General features: G+C 68.1%; 15 protein-coding genes and 2 riboswitches. Of the genes, 7 read left to right on the forward strand and 8 right to left on the reverse strand.

From position 1 onward, the window contains the following. Positions 1-44 precede the first annotated feature (44 nt). From LT948_RS14005 to LT948_RS14015, 3 genes are all read right to left on the reverse strand, one after another. Positions 45-1,184: a thiolase family protein gene (locus LT948_RS14005; protein WP_003110287.1), complete on the reverse strand. Its 1,140-nt coding sequence runs from the start codon at positions 1,182-1,184 to the stop codon at positions 45-47. Between the two features lie 121 nt (positions 1,185-1,305). Beyond that, the gene (locus LT948_RS14010) at positions 1,306-1,977 is read right to left on the reverse strand and encodes a vWA domain-containing protein (RefSeq protein WP_209364644.1); all 672 of its coding nucleotides are present in this window, start codon (positions 1,975-1,977) and stop codon (positions 1,306-1,308) included. Positions 1,978-1,997: 20 nt separating this feature from the next. Further along, positions 1,998-3,011, reverse strand: coding sequence for an ATP-binding protein (locus LT948_RS14015; RefSeq protein WP_073657008.1), 1,014 nt, complete (start codon positions 3,009-3,011; stop codon positions 1,998-2,000). 570 nt (positions 3,012-3,581) lie between these two features. On the opposite strand from LT948_RS14015, the gene LT948_RS14020 reads away from it, so the two are divergent. Next, complete coding sequence (locus LT948_RS14020; protein ID WP_073657007.1) at positions 3,582-4,676, forward strand: 3-deoxy-7-phosphoheptulonate synthase; 1,095 nt, start codon at positions 3,582-3,584, stop codon at positions 4,674-4,676. Between the two features lie 28 nt (positions 4,677-4,704). Here the strand turns inward: LT948_RS14020 and cobN are convergent, their stop codons facing one another. Both cobN and cobW read right to left on the reverse strand, forming a co-directional pair. Then, positions 4,705-8,451: a cobaltochelatase subunit CobN gene (gene cobN, locus LT948_RS14025; RefSeq protein WP_073657006.1), complete on the reverse strand. Its 3,747-nt coding sequence runs from the start codon at positions 8,449-8,451 to the stop codon at positions 4,705-4,707. A 75-nt stretch (positions 8,452-8,526) separates the two neighbouring features. Then, a complete protein-coding gene (gene cobW, locus LT948_RS14030; protein ID WP_033994924.1) occupies positions 8,527-9,579 on the reverse strand; it encodes a cobalamin biosynthesis protein CobW in 1,053 nt (350 codons plus the stop codon). Positions 9,580-9,700: 121 nt separating this feature from the next. Further along, positions 9,701-9,891: riboswitch (cobalamin riboswitch) on the reverse strand. A 58-nt stretch (positions 9,892-9,949) separates the two neighbouring features. Then, a riboswitch (cobalamin riboswitch) is annotated at positions 9,950-10,099 on the forward strand. A gap of 102 nt (positions 10,100-10,201) precedes the next feature. On the opposite strand from cobW, the gene LT948_RS14035 reads away from it, so the two are divergent. The 5 genes from LT948_RS14035 (at position 10,202) to LT948_RS14055 (ending at position 13,417) form a co-directional block, all read left to right on the forward strand. Further along, entirely contained in the window at positions 10,202-10,384 is a 183-nt protein-coding gene (locus LT948_RS14035) for a CbtB domain-containing protein (RefSeq protein WP_003091059.1), read from the forward strand. Between the two features lie 17 nt (positions 10,385-10,401). Then, positions 10,402-11,103 carry a CbtA family protein gene (locus LT948_RS14040; RefSeq protein ID WP_023094633.1) on the forward strand — a complete coding sequence of 234 codons (702 nt, stop codon included), beginning with the start codon at positions 10,402-10,404 and terminating at the stop codon, positions 11,101-11,103. A gap of 60 nt (positions 11,104-11,163) precedes the next feature. Next, positions 11,164-11,592: a cobalamin biosynthesis protein gene (locus LT948_RS14045; protein ID WP_023099418.1), complete on the forward strand. Its 429-nt coding sequence runs from the start codon at positions 11,164-11,166 to the stop codon at positions 11,590-11,592. Continuing rightward, complete coding sequence (gene cobM / locus LT948_RS14050) at positions 11,589-12,341, forward strand: precorrin-4 C(11)-methyltransferase (RefSeq protein WP_033994921.1); 753 nt, start codon at positions 11,589-11,591, stop codon at positions 12,339-12,341. Before LT948_RS14045 ends, cobM begins: the two co-directional genes overlap by 4 nt. Before the next feature lie 128 nt (positions 12,342-12,469). After that, a complete protein-coding gene (locus tag LT948_RS14055; protein WP_003091085.1) occupies positions 12,470-13,417 on the forward strand; it encodes an alpha/beta fold hydrolase in 948 nt (315 codons plus the stop codon). 72 nt (positions 13,418-13,489) lie between these two features. Here LT948_RS14055 and fabV read toward each other — a convergent pair whose 3' ends face one another. From fabV to LT948_RS14070, 3 genes are all read right to left on the reverse strand, one after another. Continuing rightward, positions 13,490-14,686, reverse strand: coding sequence for an enoyl-ACP reductase FabV (gene fabV / locus LT948_RS14060; RefSeq protein WP_003102929.1), 1,197 nt, complete (start codon positions 14,684-14,686; stop codon positions 13,490-13,492). 184 nt (positions 14,687-14,870) lie between these two features. After that, the gene (locus tag LT948_RS14065; protein ID WP_003091099.1) at positions 14,871-15,800 is read right to left on the reverse strand and encodes an electron transfer flavoprotein subunit alpha/FixB family protein; all 930 of its coding nucleotides are present in this window, start codon (positions 15,798-15,800) and stop codon (positions 14,871-14,873) included. Further along, positions 15,800-16,549 (reverse strand): electron transfer flavoprotein subunit beta/FixA family protein, encoded by a 750-nt coding sequence (locus tag LT948_RS14070; protein ID WP_003091107.1) that lies wholly within the window; start codon positions 16,547-16,549, stop codon positions 15,800-15,802. Before LT948_RS14070 ends, LT948_RS14065 begins: the two co-directional genes overlap by 1 nt. A gap of 320 nt (positions 16,550-16,869) precedes the next feature. On the opposite strand from LT948_RS14070, the gene LT948_RS14075 reads away from it, so the two are divergent. After that, positions 16,870-18,525 (forward strand): electron transfer flavoprotein-ubiquinone oxidoreductase, encoded by a 1,656-nt coding sequence (locus LT948_RS14075; RefSeq protein WP_003091109.1) that lies wholly within the window; start codon positions 16,870-16,872, stop codon positions 18,523-18,525. The last annotated feature ends 2 nt before the right edge of the window (positions 18,526-18,527 follow it).

Raw genomic sequence — 18,527 nt, forward strand, 5'->3', positions numbered from 1 at the left:
CCAGGCCCGGCTCATCCACCGGGCCTTTTTTCATTGGCGCGCGATCACTCCACCGCTTCCAGCAGGGTCGCCACGCCCTGGCCGCCGGCGATGCACTGGGTGGCGATGGCATAGCGCCCGCCGGTGCGCCGCAGCAACGCGGCGGCCTTGCCGGTGATCCGCGCGCCGGTGGCGCCCAGCGGATGGCCGATGGCCAGGGCGCCGCCATCCAGGTTGATCCTGTCCATGTCCAGCCCCAGTTCGCGGATGCAGGCGATGGATTGGCTGGCGAAGGCCTCGTTGATCTCCACCAGGTCGATGTCGGCGATGCCCAGCCCGGCCCGTTGCAGGACCTTGCGCGTCGCCTGCACCGGACCCATGCCCATGATCTCCGGCGCACAACCGGCCACCGCCACCGCCTTGATCCGCGCCAGGATCGCCAGCCCGTGGCGGCGCGCGAATTCCTCGCTACAGACCAGCAGCGCGGCGCTGCCATCGGTGAGCGGCGACGAGGTGGCGGCGGTGACGCTGCCGCCGAACGCCGGCTTCAGTTGGGCCAGGCTCTCCAGGTTGGTACCCGGGCGGATGCAGCCATCCTCGGCGACCCGGCCGGCGGGGGTGTCGATGGCGACGATCTCCTCGCGCAGCAAGCCGGCCTCGCGCGCGGCGACTGCCTTGGCGTGGGAGCGTACGGCCATCTCTTCCTGCTCGACGCGGCTGACGGCGTAGCGCTCGGCGACATTCTCGGCGGTCTGCCCCATGCTCATGTATACCGCCGGATAGTCCTGCAGCAACGCGGGATTGGGCGACAGGTTGAAGCCGCCCATCGGTACCCGGGTCATCGACTCCACCCCGGCGGCGATGAAGGCCTCCCCGGCGCCCAGCAGGACTTGCCCGGCGGCGTAGTGGACAGCGCTCATGGACGAACCGCAGAAACGGTTGAGGGTCGCGCCGCCGAGGCTCTGCGGGAAGCCGGCGCGGAAACTGGCGATGCGCGCGATGTTCATGCCCTGTTCCGCCTCCGGATAGGCGCAGCCCATGACCACGTCCTCCAGCAGAACAGGGTCGAGATCGAGTTTCTCCACCAGGCCCTTGAGCACCGCGGCGGCCAGGTCATCCGGGCGGATATCGACCAGCGCGCCTTTCCTGGCGAAGTGGAACGGCGAACGGGCGTAACCGGCGATAACGACTGAAATCGGCGACATGAGGATATCTCCGTGAGATGGATTGGCTGGATCGCAGGAAGATATTACGCGCATAATATTTATTGAATGACACTCGAAATACAATTTGACCGAAAAAGCCGCAGGGCTCGCCGAAACGCCCTCAGACTTCGTTCAATTCACTGATATGCCGATACTCGGCCCCCAGCTCCCGGGCCAGGCGCTCGGCCTTGCCCAGGCGCAACGGGCCGCTTTCGAGGTCGATCAGCAGACTCGGGCAGGCAGCCTCCGGCAGCGCCGGCCAGTCGCGCAGGCGGCCGTCGGTAAGCACCAGCAGACGCTGATGCTCGGCGGGTTTCTGCCGCTGTCGGCGCGCCAGCCAGCCAGCGGCCTGGTGCAGGGCGTCGAGCAGCGGCGTACCGCCGCCGGCGCCCAGCTGGCGTAGCCAGTCCTGCAACTCCCGCGAAGCCTTCTGCCCCTGCCAGAGCCATTGCGCCTGCTGCCCCTGCCAGAGCCATTGCGCCTGCTGCCCGGTGGCGTGCAGCACGGCCAGGCGGACGCGCTGCCGATAGGCCTCCTCGAACAGCGTCGCCAACAACCCCTTGGCCTGGGCCAGGGCGCCGTACCGGCGGGTGCTGGCGGAAGCATCGACGATCACCAGCCAGAGTTCGCCCGGGCGCCGGCTGCGCGGCTGGCGAAGCAGGTCGCGGCGCTGTCGGGGACGTCCGCGCAGCAGGGTCGGCAACCATTGGATGGCGCCCTCCGCACCCTGGCTCAGGGCGCCGCCAAGACCGCCGCGCAGGGCTCCGGGTCTGCTCCTGGCATCCGCACCCATGACCGAGCGCGGGCGGATGCTCAGGGCTTTTTTGGCCAGCGCGGCAGCTCGCGGGCGGTCCCCATGGCCACCGGCCGAGCCGGCAATTCGCCCCACTGCCCTTCGCCGTCGCCGGCGCGCTCCGGGAGCGCGGCAGGGGCTGCGGGCGGTGGCGGTGGATTGGCCGCCGATGGCGGCGGGCTCGACTGGCGACGGCGATGCAGCAGGGCGAAATGTTCCACCGCATCGATGTCCTCCGCCTCGATCCGCTCGCCGCCGCGCCAGGCCGCATGGGCGCGCGCCGCGCGCAGCCAGACCAGGTCGGCGCGCAGGCCATCGACAGCCGCCTCGAAGCAGCGTCGGGCGATGCTGTCCAGCGCCGCATCGTCCAGGGGAATCCGCGCCAGCCGCCGGCGCGCCTCGGCGCAACGGCGGCGCAGGGTGTCCTGCTGGCCTTCCCAGTGTTCGACGAAGGCCTGCGGGTCGGCATCGAAGGCCAGCCGGCGACGGATGATCTCTGCCCGCTCGGCCGGCGGCGGCTGGGTGTCGAGGCGCACGTTGAGGCCGAAACGGTCGAGCAGTTGCGGGCGCAGTTCGCCCTCTTCCGGGTTCATCGTGCCGATCAGCACGAAACGCGCCGGATGCCGGTGGGAAATGCCATCGCGCTCGACCAGGTTGACGCCACTGGCGGCGACGTCGAGCAACAAATCCACCAGGTGGTCCGGCAGCAGGTTCACTTCGTCGACGTAGAGCACGCCGCCGTCGGCCTTGGCCAGCACGCCCGGGGAAAACCGCGCGCGACCTTCGCCGAGGGCGGCGTCCAGGTCGAGGCTGCCGACGATGCGCTCCTCGCTGGCGCCCAGCGGCAGGGTAACGAACTCGCCCGCCGGCAGCAGTTCGGCGACGCCCCGCGCCAGGGTCGACTTGGCCATTCCGCGCGGCCCCTCGATCAGTACCCCGCCGATCGCCGGATCGACCGCGGCCAGGCACAGCGCCAGCTTCAGTTCGTCGGCGGCGACCACGGCGGACAGGGGGTAATGCACGGTAGCGCTCATGGGGATTCCTGCGGCGGACGGACGGAAATACGGACCGCCAAGTCTATCAGGCCGGCGGCGCCGGTATCGAACCGTGAAACAGTCGTTGAACCGGCCGCCTCGCTTGCAGTAAGCTGGGGACTCGTTCACGGGAGAAACCCATGCCGCACACCCGCCATCCGCACCTGCACTCCAGCGCCTCGCGCCCTGGCCTGTCGTTGCGCGCGCGTGCGCCGCAGGCACCCCGTGCCGCGTATTTCTTCGGGTATTGGTTTAGCCACTCCGGCGCCTGATACCCCAACGGCGCCCACGGTATACGGGACGCCTACCCTGCACACGCAAACCCCCGGTCGGCTCCCCGACCGGGGGTTTTGTTTTTCCAGCCCGATTTTCCGGCCCACAAGGCCACAACCACAGACCAACGCACAGGACATCGATCATGACCGCATACCGCTACCGCACTGGCTACCCGCTCAACACCTGGCGATTTAGCGACGGCCGCCAGCCGCTCGCCAACCCACGACATTGCCGAACACCTCGATAGGGCACGACGCGCGCGGGATGCCCGCCGCCAGCCCAGGAAGCCAGACCATGAACTCATCCGTATCCGCACTGACCGCCCTTTCGCCGAACGCCCAGGCCGTCGCCCTGCCCAGCGCCACCGCCCGTACCGCCCTGGCACGCCTGCCCAGCCCGCTCGAACTCAAGGCTCGCCAGCCGTTGCCGCTGGAGCTGGCCAGCCAGGTCGCCGCCAGCCGCGACGCCATCCGCGCCATCCTCGACGGCGACGACCCACGCCTGCTGGTGGTAGTCGGTCCCTGTTCGATCCACGATCCCCGCTCCGCCCTCGAATACACCGAACGCCTCGCCGCGCTGAGCGACGAACTCGACGGCCAGTTGCTCCTGGTGATGCGCGCCTACGTGGAAAAGCCACGCACCACGGTGGGCTGGAAGGGCCTCGCCTACGACCCGCACCTGGATGGCAGCGACGACATGGCCGCCGGCCTGGCTCTGTCCCGGCAACTGATGCTGGACATGCTGCGCCTCGGCCTGCCGCTGGCCACCGAACTCCTGCAACCGCTGGCCGCCGGCTACTTCGACGACCTGCTGAGCTGGGCGGCGATCGGCGCGCGCACCAGCGAATCGCAGATCCACCGCGAGCTGGTCAGCGGCCTCGGCCTGCCGGTGGGCTTCAAGAACGGCACCGACGGCGGCGTCGGCATCGCCTGCGACGCGATCCGTTCGGCGGCCCACGGCCACCGCCATTTCGGCCTCGACCCGCACGGTCACCCGGCGCTGATCGAGACCCGCGGCAATCCGGACACCCATGTGGTGCTGCGCGGCGGCCGCCACGGTTCGAACTACGGCCCCGAGCAGGTGCAGGCCGTACGCCAGGCCCTGGAAAGCCAGGGCGTCGCCACGCGGATGATGATCGATTGCAGTCACGCCAACAGCGGCAAGAACCCGCTGAACCAGCCCGGCGTCCTCGCCAGCGTGCTGGACCAGCGCCTGGCCGGCGCCAGCGACCTGGTCGGGGTAATGCTGGAAAGCCACCTGTTCGACGGTTGCCAGGCGCTCGGCGGCGAACTGCGCTACGGCGTCTCGATCACCGACGGCTGCCTCGGCTGGGAAGGCACCGAGCGGATTCTCCGCGACGCCGCCCGGCGGCTCGCCGAGGGGCGCTGAAAGCGGCGCGAGCGGCCATGCCGCTCCGCTATTCCTCTTCGACGTCCAGCAGCAGGTTCTCCAGGGCCTCGCGATAGGCCCCCGGCTCCTGCCAGAGCCCACGCCGCTGCGCCTCCACCAGGCGCTCGGCCATGTCGCGCAAGGCTTGCGGATTGTGCTGGCGGACGAACTCGCGGGTCTCCGCGTCGAGCAGGTAGGCGTCGGCCAGCAGCGCGTACTGGTGGTCGTCGATCAGCTCGCTGGTGGCATCGAAGGCGCACAGGTAGTCCACCGTCGCCGCCAGTTCGAAGGCGCCCTTGTAGCCGTGGCGCTTCATCCCGGCGATCCACTTCGGATTCACCGCCCGCGCCCGCACCACCCGGTTGAGTTCTTCCTTGAGCGTGCGGATGCGCGGGTTGTCCGGCTGGCTGTGGTCGCCGTGGTAACTGGCCACCGGCGCGCCGCGCAGGGTTTCCACCGCCGCCAGCATGCCGCCCTGGAACTGGTAGTAGTCGTTGGAATCGAGCAGGTCGTGCTCGCGGTTGTCCTGGTTGTGCAGCACCGCCTGCAGGCGTTCCAGGCGCTGGGCGAAGCGTTCCCGCGCCGGCGTGCCGTCGTCGGCGGCACCGTAGGCGTAGCCGCCCCAGTTCAGGTAGACCTCGGCAAGGTCGGCGCGGGTCTCCCACAGCCGCTCTTCGATTGCGCCCTGCACGCCGGCGCCGTAGGCACCCGGCTTGGCGCCGAAGATCCGCCAGCCGGCCTGCCGGCGCGCCTCCGCCGGCGCCGTACCCTGCGCCTCGAGGCGCTGGCGTTCCAGGCGTACGCGAGCGGCCAGCGGGTTCAGCTCCTCCGCCTCGTCCAGCTCGGCGACCGCCTGCACCGCCGCATCGAACAGGCGGATCAGGTTGGCGAAGGCGTCGCGGAAGAACCCGGAGACCCGCAGCGTCACGTCGACCCGCGGGCGGTCCAGCAGGGAGACCGGGAGGATCTCGAAATCGGCGACGCGCTGGCTGCCGGCCTGCCAGACCGGTCGCACGCCGAGCAGGGCCAGGGCCTGGGCGATGTCGTCGCCGCCGGTGCGCATGGTCGCCGTGCCCCACACCGAGAGGCCGAGCTGGCGCAGGTGATCGCCATGTTCCTGCAGGTGACGCTCGAGCAGCAGGTTGGCCGACTGGAAGCCGATGCGCCAGGCGGTCGGGGTCGGCAGGTTGCGCACGTCCACCGAGAAGAAGTTGCGTCCGGTGGGCAGCACATCGAGTCGCCCGCGACTCGGCGCGCCGCTCGGACCGGCCGGTACGAAGCGCCCTTCGAGGGCTGCCAGCAGTCCGTCGATCTCGGCCGCGCCACAGGCGTCCAGGGTCGGTGCCACCTGTTCGCACAAGCCGCGCAACACCTCGCCGCTGGCACGCCAGGCGGCAGGCGGCGATTCGCCGCCCAGGCAGCGTTCTATCCAGTGCAACGCCAGCAATTCCAGGCGTTCGCGGGTATCCCCGAGAGTACGCCAGGGCTCCCCGCCCCGCTCTTCCAGGCAGGCCGGCCGCGCGCCCTGCCAGGCCTCGCCCATGTCGCAGGCCAGCGGATCGAAGCCCAGGCCAAGGTCGTCCGCCAGGCTCTTCAGCAACCCGGCGTTGGCGCCCTTGCCATCGCCGCGCGGAACCCGCAGCAGCGCCAGCAGGGTATCCAGGCGCAATCGCCCGCTCGGCGATTCGCCGAACACATGCAGGCCGTCGCGGATCTGCGACTCCTTCAGGTCGCAGAGATAGGCGTCCAGCTGCGGCAGCCAGCTGTCCGGATCGTCGCTGAGCTGCAAGCCGATCTCGCGGTCGAGACGGTTGTCGCGCAGGAGGACGAGAATCTCGCCGCGCAACTGTTCGGCGCGGCGCGGGTCGAGCAGCGAGGCATCGTAGAACTCGTCGGCCAGGCGCTCCAGGTCGCGCAACGGGCCGTAGCTCTCGGCGCGGGTCAGCGGCGGCATCAGGTGGTCGATGATCACCGCCTGGGTGCGGCGCTTGGCCTGGGCGCCCTCCCCCGGGTCGTTGACGATGAACGGATAGATGTTCGGCAGCGGACCGAGCAACGCGTCCGGCCAGCATTCGGCGGACAGGCCGACTCCCTTGCCCGGCAGCCATTCCAGGTTGCCGTGCTTGCCGACGTGCAGCAGGGCATCGGCGCGGTAGGCGTGGCGCAGCCAGAAGTAGAACGCCAGGTAGCCGTGCGGCGGCACCAGGTCGGGATCGTGGTAGATCGCTGCCGGATCGAGCTGATAGCCGCGCGCCGGCTGGATGCCGACGAAGGTCAAGCCATAGCGCAGGCCGGCGACCATCATCCGCCCGTCGCGGAACATCGGGTCCTGTTGCGGCTCGCCCCAGCGCGCCAGCACCGCCTGGCGATTGCGCTCCGGCAGGCGTGCGAAGCAGGCCAGGTAGTCGTCCAGCGCCAGGCTCTGGGCGCAGGGCCGTAGGTCGAGATGCTCCAGGTCGTTGCTGACGCCGCCGAGCAACTGGCGGATCAGCTCGGTTCCGCTGGCGGGCAGTCCGTCGACCGGGTAGCCCTGCTGGCGCAGGGCACGAAGGATGTTCAGCGCCGCGGCCGGGGTGTCCAGGCCGACGCCGTTGCCGATCCGGCCATCGCGGGTCGGGTAGTTGGCCAGCACCAGCGCCACCCGTTTTTCCGCGTTTGGCTTGCGCGCCAGCTCGGCCCAACGCCGCGCCAGTTCGGCGACGAAATCCATGCGCTCGTCGTCGGCGAGGTAGCAGACCACGTCGCTCTCGCTGCGTTCGCTGCGCCAGGCCAGGCCCTTGAAACTGATCGGCCGGGTGACGATACGTCCGTCCAGCTCCGGCAGCGCCACGTGCATGGCCAGGTCGCGCGGCCCCAGGCCTTGCGGGTTGTCCAGCCAGAGCGGGCGGTTGTCCAGCGAGCAGATCGCCTGCAACACCGGCACGTCGCGACGGAACGGACGCAACTCGGGCGCCTCCGGATTGGACTGGGCGAAACCGGTGGTATTGACGATCAGCGCGGCGTCGCTGCGCTCCAGCCAGTCTTCCACCTGCGCCAGGCAGGCGCTTTCCTTGAGGCTGGCCAGCGCGATCGGCAACGGGTTGAGCCCCTGCGCCGCGAGGCGTTCGCAAAAGCGTGCGATGAAGGCGGTGTTGGCTGCCTGCAGGTGGGTGCGATAGAACAGCAACGCGACCACCGGACACCCGGCCTGCCAGTCGGCACGCCAGTGTGCCAGGGTCGCCTCGGCATGCCGTGGATGGAACAGCGCCACCCGCGGCAGCGCCTGCGGTTCGCGCCAGGCGTAGTCGCGGCCGAGGCACTGGCTGGCCAGGCAGCGGTAGAACTGCCCGGCGTTCTCAAGGCCGCCCTGGCGCAAGTATTGCCAGAAGCGCTCGGTCTGCTCTGCCGGCAGGTTGCCGAGGGCGCTCAGCTCCGGGTCGGGGCGGTCGTCGCCGGGCACCGGGATCAGCAGCGCGCCGCGCTCGGCCAGCGCCACCAGTTGCTCCACGCCGTAGCGCCAGTAGCCGATGCCGCCGTGCAGCGAAAGCAGGATCACCCGCGCGTGCCGCAGCACCTCGTCGACGTAGAGGTCCACCGAGGCGTGGTTCTGCAACTGCATGGGGTTGGCCAGGCGCAGGCTCGGGTAGTCGTCCGGCAGCGCACGGGCGGCCTCGGCCAGCAATGCGAGGTGCGAATCGCCGCTGCAGAGGATCACCAGCTCGGCGGGAGTCTGGGCCAGGTGGGCGATGCCGTCGTCGGGAACGAAGCCGCCGGGTTGGGTGCGCAACAGGTGCATGGACGTTCTACCGGTAGGACGCAAGAAGCTGGGGCCGGCGAATCGCCATCGCCGGCCCCGGCCGGGGATCACGGATCAGGCAAGCGCTGTGCGCAGCTGGTTGGCGATGGCGGCCTGGTCCAGCTCCTGGCCGATCACCACCAGCCGGGTACTGCGGGCTTCGTCGGCCAGCCACTTGCGGTCGAAATGCCTGTCGAAGCGCTTGCCGACGCCCTGCACCAACAGGCGCATGGGCTTGCCCGGAATGGCGGCGAACCCCTTGATGCGAAGTATGTCGTGACGCTCCACCAGCTCGCCGAGGGCCTCGAGCAGCGCAGCTTCCTCCACCTCGGGGAGATCGATGTGGAAGGAGTCGAACTCGTCGTGGTCGTGGTCCTCGTGGCCTTCGTGGTCGTGGTGGGTCGGCCGGCCGTCGATGTGCAGCTCGGCCTCGGCGTTGAGGCCCAGCAAGACCGGGAGCGGCAGCTCGCCCCGGCTCGCCTCGACGATCTTCACCGCCGCCGGCAGCTCCCCGGCGATCTCCGCGCGGACCCGCGCCAGGGCCTCGGCGTCGAGCTGGTCGGCCTTGTTCAGGATCACCAGGTCGGCACTGGCCAACTGGTCCTCGAACAGTTCGTGCAGCGGCGATTCATGGTCGAGGTTGGGGTCCTGGCGGCGTTGCTGGTCCACCTGCTCGGGATGGGCGGCGAAGGTGCCGGCCGCCACCGCCGGGCTGTCGACCACGGTGATCACCGCGTCGACCGTGCAGGCGTTGCGGATTTCCGGCCACTGGAAGGCCTGCACCAGCGGCTTGGGCAGGGCCAGGCCGCTGGTCTCGATGAGGATCTGGTCAAGGTCGCCGCGGCGCGCCACCAGCTCGCGCATCACCGGGAAGAACTCTTCCTGCACGGTGCAGCACAGGCAACCGTTGGCCAGCTCGAAAACGCGGCCCTGCGCCTCTTCTTCGCTGCAACCGATGGAACATTGCTTGAGGATCTCGCCGTCGATGCCGAGTTCGCCGAACTCGTTGACGATCACCGCGATGCGCCGGCCTTCGGCGTTGTCCAGCATGTGCCGGAGCAAGGTGGTCTTGCCGGCGCCGAGGAAGCCGGTGACGATGGTGACGGGGAGTTTCGCCAGGGTTTTCATGGGCAGCCCTTGTTCAGCTCGGCGGGCATGCGGACGAGTGGCGCGGACGCAGGGGCCGCGCAACGGATTCGCCACCGGATCACCCCGCCCGGTTGTATGGAAGTCTTGTCCCCGGGCATCGCGCCACGGGATCGACGAGGCAGGTCTCCTGGCTCACGGTCTGGCGTCTCCGCCGGTTCCCCGCCTTCCCGCGTCACGCAGTGGCATTGGGGAACGATCGCCGTTCACAGTTGCGGGGGCAGCCGCGGCATCGACCGCGTTCCCTCTTAGCCCCGCCGTCGCCGGCGAGGAACCTCGAACCGGCAAGGCTACGCAGTGCGCGGGCCAGGGTCAATCGGGCCGGTTGACGCCCGGCGGTCCTTCATGCTGTCCTAGGCGGGTTGTCCCAGGTGTCTCGTGCCGGCGCGCACGAGGTGAAACGGGAAGCCGGTGACGCTCTCCGAGCCAGTCCGGCGCTGCCCCCGCAACGGTAAGCGCATCGCGCGCGAGCCCGGAGACCGGCCTGGAACCTTTCGTTTGATTCACCCGCGGTGGGCGGGCGCAAGCGTGAAGCGGGCCGTCCGGGCCTGTTCCTCGTGCGTACTCCTCTGCCACGCCCATGCCAATCCAGAGGGAACGCACCATGTCCAGCAGCACCCTGGCGCACGCCAGCTCCACCACCTCCCTGTCGAAGCGACTGAGCCTGGCCATCGGCGCCGGCCTGCTCGGCGCGCTGCTGGTCTATTTCGCCGGTTTCTCGCACATCGACGCGGTACACAACGCCGCCCACGATACCCGGCACAGCTCCGGCTTCCCCTGCCACTGAGTCGCGAGAGAACCAGAATGATCAAGCGCATCGCCCAGACCGCCGGCTTCGCCGGCCTGCTCGCCGCCCTGCTGCTGACCCTGCTGCAGATTCTCTGGGTCACCCCGCTGATCCTCGAGGCGGAGACCTACGAGAAGAGCGAGCCGGTCGCGACCCAGCCCCACGAACACGCCCCCGGCGTCGCCGCCCATGTCCACGACGAGGAGGCCTGGGAGCCGGAGGACGGCTGGCAGCGTACCCTCTCCACCACCGGCGGCAACCTGGTGGTGGCGGTCGGCTTCGCCCTGATGCTCGCCGGCCTCTTCACCCTGCGCGCGCCGGGCCAGACCTGGCAGGGCCTGCTCTGGGGCCTGGCCGGCTACGCGGTGTTCTGCCTTGCGCCGTCGCTGGGCCTGCCGCCGGAGCTGCCGGGTACCGCCGCGGCCGACCTGGTGCAACGCCAGTACTGGTGGATCGCCACCGCCGCCGCCACCGCGGTGGGCCTGGCCCTGCTGGTGTTCGGCGGCAACTGGCCGCTGAAGCTGGTCGGCGCCGTCCTGCTGGCGCTGCCGCACCTGTTCGGCGCGCCGCAGCCCGAGGTCCACGCCAGCCTGGCGCCGGAAGCCCTGGCCCAGCGTTTCGTGGTCGCCTCGCTGGTCAGCAATGCGCTGTTCTGGGCCGCCCTCGGCCTGGCCGCTGCCTGGCTGTTCCGGCGCAACCGGGGCGGCGTCGACGCCTGACCGCCTGCCACCCGCGACCCTTGCCGGTCGCGGGTCCATACCATCTCCTCCGGTGCGCGCATGCCCCTGCCCATCCCCAGCCTGCTGATCGCCGGCATCGGCTGCCGCCGAGGCTGTAGCGCCGAGCATCTGCGCGCGCTGCTGGAGCGAACGCTGGGCGAACACGGGCACAGCCTGGCCGAGCTGGACGCCCTCGCCAGCATCGACGGCAAACGCGACGAACCCGGCCTGCGGCAACTGGCCACGCTGCTCGAACGCCCCGTGCATTTCCTCGCGCCCGCCGTCCTGCACGACTACGAGCCGCGCCTGCTCAGCCCCTCCGCCGTCGCGCTGCGCGAAACCGGCTGCTCCAGCGTCGCCGAGGCCGCCGCCCTGGCCCTGGCCGAACGCCTGGGCGGCGGTCGCGCCGATCTGCTCGGGGCGAAACGCAGCGACGATCGGGCGAGCATCGCCCTGGCACGTCTTCTCACCGAACGAGAACTCCCATGACCGTCTATTTCATCGGCGCCGGTCCCGGCGACCCCGACCTGATCACCGTCAAGGGGCAGCGCCTGATCCGCCAGTGCCCGGTGATCCTCTACGCCGGCTCGCTGGTTCCGCAAGCGCTGCTCGAGGGGCACCAGGCCGGCCAGGTGGTGAACACCGCCGAGCTGGACCTCGAACAGATCGTCGAGCTACTCGCGCAAGCCCATCGCCGCGGCCTCGACGTAGCCCGCGTGCATTCCGGCGATCCCTCCCTGTACGGCGCCATCGGCGAGCAGATCCGCCACCTGCGCGAACTCGGCATCCCCTATGAGATCGTCCCCGGAGTCACCGCCGCCGCCGCCTGTGCCGCCCTGCTCGGCTGCGAGCTGACCCTACCCGAAGTGTCCCAGACGCTGATCCTGACCCGCTACGCCGCACGCACGAAGATGCCGGAAGGCGAGAGCCTGGGTGACCTGGCGCGGCACCGGGCGACCCTGGCGATCCACCTGGGCGTCGCCCACCTGGCGAAGATCGTCGAGGAACTGCTGCCGCACTACGGCGCCGACTGCCCGGTCGCGGTGATCCACCGGGCCAGTTGGCCCGACCAGGAACAGGTTCGCGGCACCCTCGGCGACATCCTGCCCAAGGTCGCCGCCAGGAATTTCCGCCGCACCGCGCTGATCCTGGTCGGCGAGGTGCTGGCCGCCGAAGGCTTCGCCGACTCTTCGCTGTACCGCGCCGAGCATCGACATCTCTATCGACCCGGCGATTGAACCGCCGTCCTTAGGTTCGGCGCCGACCACCGGCAGCACGCCTAGACTCGTCGCAAGGCTTGCGACAGCGGGCCGGCACGGCTAGCGTTCAGCGCTGGCCCCTTTTTTCCTGAAGCCTTCGGACACCCATGAAACGATTCCTCCTCGGTCTGGTTCTGCTGCTGGCGGTCGCCGCCGGCGTCCTCTACTTCGTCCCGGCTACCCTCCTCGCCAGCGTACGCACCGTCGAGCGCGGCCTCGCCGGTCTCAGCGAGCACAGCGTGCAGGTCGACAACCTGGAGATCGCCTACCTGGAAGGCGGCTCGGAGAAGAACCCGACCCTGTTGCTGATCCACGGCTTCGGCGCCGACAAGGACAACTGGCTGCGCTTCGCCCGGCCGCTGACCGAGCGCTACCATGTGGTCGCCCTCGACCTGCCCGGCTTCGGCGACAGCAGCAAGCCGCAACAGGCCAGCTACGACGTCGGCACCCAGGCCGAGCGAGTCGCCAATTTCGCCGCCGCCATCGGCGTGCGCCGCCTGCACCTGGCCGGCAACTCCATGGGCGGGCACATCGCCGCGCTCTACGCGGCGCGCCATCCGGAACAGGTGCTATCGCTGGCGCTGATCGACAACGCCGGGGTAATGCCGGCGCGCAAGAGCGAACTGTTCGAGGACCTGGAGCGCGGCGAGAATCCCCTGGTGGTGCGCCAGCCGGAAGACTTCCAGAAGCTGCTCGACTTCGTGTTCGTCCAGCAACCGCCGCTGCCGGCGCCGCTCAAGCGCTACCTCGGCGAACGCGCGGTAGCTGCGTCGGCGTTCAACGCGCAGATATTCGAACAACTGCGCCAGCGCTACATCCCGCTGGAGCCGGAACTGCCGAAGATCGAGGCACCGACCCTGCTGCTATGGGGCGACCGCGACCGCGTGCTGGACGTCTCCAGCATCGAGGTGATGCGTCCGCTGCTGAAGCGGCCCAGCGTGGTGATCATGGAAAACTGCGGACACGTGCCGATGGTCGAACGCCCGGAGGAAACCGCGCAGCACTACCAGGCCTTCCTCGACGGCGTACGGAACGCCCAGGTGGCCGGTCGCTGAAAACGCGAACCGGCGCCTGGGCGCCGGTTCGGGGGAGCGGGAACCGTCGCGAGGACGGCTCGGATACAGGCCTCAGGCCTGGATCAGGTTGGCGATCTGCACGTCCGGGTTGACGTCCTGCTCGTAGTCGACCCCAGCGACCTCGAAACCGAACAGGTTGAGGAACTCGCTCTTGTAGCCGGCGAAGTCGGTCAACTCGTAAAGGTTCTCGTTGGTTACCTTGTCCCACAGCTCCTCGACACGGGACTGCACTTCCGGCTGCAGTTCCTTGTAGTCGGCACGCAGGCGGCCTTCCTCGTCGAGGCGCGGCTCGGCGCCGTACAGGCTCTCCCGGTACAGGCCGTCGACCTGCTCGATGCAACCTTCGTGGGTGCCCTGCTCCTTCATCACCTTGAACAGCAGCGACAGGTACAGCGGCATCATCGGGATCGCCGAGCTGGCCTGGGTCACCACCGCCTTGAGCACCGACACGCGCGCATCGCCGCCCAGCGGGGCGAGCTTGTCGCGGATACCGAGGACCTTCTGGTCGAGATCCTTCTTGGCCGCGCCGATGGAACCGTTCCAGTAGATGTCGTGGGTGATCTTCTCGCCCAGGTAGGTGAACGCGGTGGTCTTCGCGCCGTCGGCCAGCACGTCGGCTTCCAGCAGCGCGTCGATCCACATCTGCCAGTCCTCGCCGCCCATCACCGCAACGGTATCGGCGACTTCCTGGTCGCTGGCCGCCTCCAGGACGACGTCCTTGATCACTTCCTTGTCGGTGTCCAGGCCACGGAAGCTGACCGACTTGCCGATCGGCTTGAGGGTCGAGGAGAACACTTCGCCGCTCTTCGGATGGGTACGGCGCGGCGCGGCCAGGCTGTAGACCACCAGGTCGACCTTGCCGAGATCGCGCTTGATGGTCTCGATGGTCAACCGCTTCACCTCGTCGGAGAAAGCGTCGCCATTGATGCTGCGGGCATACAGGCCTTTCTCGTGGGCGAACTTCTCGAAGGCCGCCGAGTTGTACCAGCCGGCGGTGCCCGGCTTGCTCTCGCTGCCCGGACGCTCGAAGAACACCCCGAGGGTATCGGCGCCGGAACCGAACGCGGCGGTGATGCGGGCAGCCAGGCCATAGCCGGTGGAGGAACCGATGACCAGGACCTTCTTCGGTCCGTTGACGACGGGGCCCTTGGCCTCGACGTAGTCGATCTGTTGCTTGACGTTGGCCTCGCAGCCTGCCGGATGGGTAGTGACGCAGATGAAGCCACGCACGCGCGGTTTGATGATCATGAAAACCTCGGTTGCTAGATGCCGGAAAAGCACATTCAGGAGCTAGAGACGTCGCGCATTGTAAATGAGACACCTCCGCTTGGGCGGACCGAAGGCAGGAATCGTGACCAAAGGGTCACGCGTCGCAGCCCGGACATAAAAAAACCCGCTCCGGGGAGCGGGTCTTGTCGGCTTGGAATCGGGCTCAGACGGCCTTTTCCAGCTCCGGTACGGCGTCGAACAGGTCGGCGACCAGGCCGTAGTCGGCGACCTGGAAGATCGGCGCCTCTTCGTCCTTGTTGATCGCGACGATCACCTTCGAGTCCTTCATGCCCGCCAGGTGCTGGATGGCACCGGAGATGCCCACCGCGATGTACAGCTGCGGGGCGACGATCTTGCCGGTCTGGCCGACCTGCATGTCGTTCGGCACGAAACCGGCGTCGACCGCGGCGCGGGAAGCGCCGACTGCGGCACCCAGCTTGTCGGCCAGGGCGTAGAGGATCTTGAAGTTGTCGCCGTTCTGCATGCCGCGGCCGCCGGAGACCACGATCTTGGCAGCGGTCAGTTCCGGACGGTCGGACTTGGCCAGCTCTTCGCCGACGAAGGCGGACTTGCCGGCATCGGCCGGGCCGGAAACCTGCTCGACGGCAGCCGAACCGCCTTCGGCGGCGACGGCGTCGAAGCCGGTGGTACGCACGGTGATCACCTTGACCGCAGCCGAGGACTGCACGGTAGCGATGGCGTTACCGGCGTAGATCGGACGCTTGAAGGTGTCGGGGCTGACCACTTCGACGATCTCGGAGATCTGGTCGACGTCCAGCAGCGCGGCGACGCGCGGCAGGAAGTTCTTGCCGTTGGTGGTAGCCGGGGCCAGCACGTGGCTGTAGTTCTTGCCCAGCTCGGCGATCAGCGGCGCGACGTTTTCCGGCAGCTGGTGGGCGTAGGCGGCGTTGTCGGCGACCAGCACCTTGGAGACGCCCTCGACCTTGGCGGCGGCTTCGGCCACGGCGGCAACGTTCTGTCCGGCGACCAGCACGTGGATGTCGCCGCCAATGGCCTTGGCAGCGGCAACGGTGTTCAGGGTGGCAGCCGCCAGGGCCGCGTTGTTGTGCTCAGCGATAACCAGGATAGCCATTAGATTACCTTCGCCTCGTTCTTCAGTTTCTCTACCAGTTCAGCCACGGACTTGACCTTGATGCCAGCGGAGCGTGCAGCCGGCGCCTCGACCTTCAGGGTCTTCACGGTGGAAGCGGTGGAAACGCCCAGGGCGTCCGGGGTCACCACGTCCAGCGGCTTCTTCTTGGCTTTCATGATGTTCGGCAGCGACGCGTAGCGCGGCTCGTTCAGGCGCAGGTCGGTGGTGACGATGGCCGGCAGGTTCAGCGCGACGGTCTGCAGACCGCCATCGATCTCGCGGGTCACGTTGACCTTGTCGCCAGCGACCTCGACCTTGGAGGCGAAGGTGCCCTGGGCGTAGCCGGTCAGCGCGGCGAGCATCTGGCCGGTCTGGTTGTTGTCGCTGTCGATGGCCTGCTTGCCGAGGATCACCAGCTGCGGCTGCTCCTTGTCGACCACGGCCTTGAGCAGCTTGGCCACGGCCAGGGAGTTCAGCTCGTCGTTGCTCTCCACCAGGATCGCACGGTCAGCGCCCAGCGCCAGCGCGGTGCGCAGTTGCTCCTGGGCGGCGGTCGGGCCGACGGAGACAGCGACGATCTCGGTAGCCACGCCCTTCTCTTTCAGGCGCACGGCTTCTTCCACGGCGATTTCGCAGAAGGGGTTCATGGACATCTTGACGTTGGCGAGGTCGACGCCGGAGTTGTCCGCCTTGACGCGGACCTTGACGTTGTAGTCGACCACTCGTTTGACTGCTACAAGAACCTTCATGGATTCCTCGTTATTCTCCGGTGAATAAGGATGTCGCCAGACAGGCCTGGCCGGTGATGCTCGCCGGCCGGAAACCGACACTCTGCTAGACAGCGACCGCAAAACCGCCCGTATCTTGACCGGATCACCCTTTTCGGTCAATACGGCAAAAGGGTGGTTTCCCCCCCTCGAATGCCGATTCTATCAGGCTTCCAAAGAATTCAAACAAACGTTTGTATTGGACCTGCCCATGCAGCTATATATAATGCGCCCGCTCTGATCAGGGAAAGATCTCAGCCACCAATAAACAGATACCGTGAGCCTTGAGTAGGAGATCGATAGTGGAACGCGAATACATGGAATTCGACGTCGTCATCGTCGGCGCCGGCCCCGCCGGTCTGTCCGCCGCATGCCGACTGAAGCAGAAGGCCGCCGAAGCCGGTCAAGAGATCAGCGTCTGCGTGGTCGAGAAGGGTTCCGAAGTGGGCGCCCACATCCTCTCCGGCGCGGTGTTCGAGCCGCGCGCGCTGAACGAGCTGTTCCCCGACTGGAAGGAACTCGGCGCGCCGCTCAATACTCCGGTGACCGGCGACGACATCTACGTCCTGAAGAGCGCCGAGAGCGCTACCAAGGTGCCCAACTTCTTCGTGCCCAAGACCATGCACAACGAGGGCAACTATATCATCTCCCTGGGCAACCTCTGCCGCTGGCTGGCCCAGCAGGCCGAAGGACTGGGCGTGGAGATCTACCCGGGCTTCGCCGCCCAGGAAGCGCTGATCGACGAGAACGGCGTGGTCCGCGGCATCGTCACCGGCGACCTCGGCGTCGACCGCGAAGGCAACCCGAAAGAAGGCTACTACACCCCCGGCATGGAGCTGCGGGCCAAGTACACCCTGTTTGCCGAAGGCTGCCGCGGGCACATCGGCAAGCAACTGATCAAGAAATACAACCTGGACAGCGAGGCCGATGCCCAGCACTACGGTATCGGCATCAAGGAAATCTGGGACATCGACCCGTCCAAGCACAAGCCCGGCCTGGTGGTCCATACCGCCGGCTGGCCGCTGAACGACGAAAATACCGGCGGCTCGTTCCTCTACCACCTGGAGAACAACCAGGTGTTCGTCGGCCTGATCATCGACCTGTCCTACAGCAACCCGCACCTGTCGCCGTTCGACGAGTTCCAGCGCTACAAGCACCACCCGGTGGTCAAGCAGTACCTGGAAGGCGGCAAGCGCGTGGCCTACGGCGCCCGGGCCATCTGCAAGGGCGGCCTGAATTCGCTGCCGAAGATGGTCTTCCCCGGCGGCGCGCTGATCGGTTGCGACCTCGGCACCCTGAACTTCGCCAAGATCAAGGGCAGCCACACCGCGATGAAGTCCGGCATGCTCGCCGCCGACGCGATCGCCGAGGCCCTGGCCGCCGGCCGCGAAGGCGGCGACGAGCTGTCCAACTACGTCGATGCGTTCAAGGCCAGCTGGTTGTACGACGAACTGTTCCGCAGCCGCAACTTCGGCGCGGCCATCCACAAGTTCGGCGCTATCGGCGGCGGCGCGTTCAACTTCATCGACCAGAACATCTTCGGCGGCAAGATCCCCGTCACCCTGCATGACGACAAGCCGGACTACGCCTGCCTGAAAAAGGCCAGCGAAGCGCCGAAGATCGACTACCCGAAGCCGGACGGCAAGCTCAGCTTCGACAAGCTGTCCTCGGTGTTCCTCTCCAATACCAACCACGAGGAAGACCAGCCGATCCACCTCAAGCTGGCCGATGCGAGCATTCCGATCGAGAAGAACCTGCCGCTCTACGACGAGCCGGCCCAGCGCTACTGCCCGGCAGGCGTGTACGAAGTGGTGGCCAACGACGACGGCAGCAAGCGCTTCCAGATCAACGCGCAGAACTGCGTGCACTGCAAGACCTGCGACATCAAGGACCCGGCGCAGAACATCACCTGGGTGGCGCCGGAAGGTACCGGCGGGCCGAACTACCCCAACATGTAAGG

Source organism: Pseudomonas sp. CP-1 (assembly GCF_021213715.1).
GTDB classification, from domain to species: Bacteria; Pseudomonadota; Gammaproteobacteria; order Pseudomonadales; family Pseudomonadaceae; genus Pseudomonas; species Pseudomonas aeruginosa.

Bases quoted from the DNA above. Each gene is read 5' to 3' on its own strand.
- LT948_RS14005 (WP_003110287.1), bottom strand. From the start codon at position 1,184: ATGTCGCCGATTTCAGTCGTTATCGCCGGTTACGCCCGTTCGCCGTTC.
- LT948_RS14010 (WP_209364644.1), bottom strand. From the start codon at position 1,977: ATGGGTGCGGATGCCAGGAGCAGACCCGGAGCCCTGCGCGGCGGTCTT.
- LT948_RS14015 (WP_073657008.1), bottom strand. From the start codon at position 3,011: ATGAGCGCTACCGTGCATTACCCCCTGTCCGCCGTGGTCGCCGCCGAC.
- LT948_RS14020 (WP_073657007.1), top strand. From the start codon at position 3,582: ATGAACTCATCCGTATCCGCACTGACCGCCCTTTCGCCGAACGCCCAG.
- cobN (WP_073657006.1), bottom strand. From the start codon at position 8,451: ATGCACCTGTTGCGCACCCAACCCGGCGGCTTCGTTCCCGACGACGGC.
- cobW (WP_033994924.1), bottom strand. From the start codon at position 9,579: ATGAAAACCCTGGCGAAACTCCCCGTCACCATCGTCACCGGCTTCCTC.
- LT948_RS14035 (WP_003091059.1), top strand. From the start codon at position 10,202: ATGTCCAGCAGCACCCTGGCGCACGCCAGCTCCACCACCTCCCTGTCG.
- LT948_RS14040 (WP_023094633.1), top strand. From the start codon at position 10,402: ATGATCAAGCGCATCGCCCAGACCGCCGGCTTCGCCGGCCTGCTCGCC.
- LT948_RS14045 (WP_023099418.1), top strand. From the start codon at position 11,164: ATGCCCCTGCCCATCCCCAGCCTGCTGATCGCCGGCATCGGCTGCCGC.
- cobM (WP_033994921.1), top strand. From the start codon at position 11,589: ATGACCGTCTATTTCATCGGCGCCGGTCCCGGCGACCCCGACCTGATC.
- LT948_RS14055 (WP_003091085.1), top strand. From the start codon at position 12,470: ATGAAACGATTCCTCCTCGGTCTGGTTCTGCTGCTGGCGGTCGCCGCC.
- fabV (WP_003102929.1), bottom strand. From the start codon at position 14,686: ATGATCATCAAACCGCGCGTGCGTGGCTTCATCTGCGTCACTACCCAT.
- LT948_RS14065 (WP_003091099.1), bottom strand. From the start codon at position 15,800: ATGGCTATCCTGGTTATCGCTGAGCACAACAACGCGGCCCTGGCGGCT.
- LT948_RS14070 (WP_003091107.1), bottom strand. From the start codon at position 16,549: ATGAAGGTTCTTGTAGCAGTCAAACGAGTGGTCGACTACAACGTCAAG.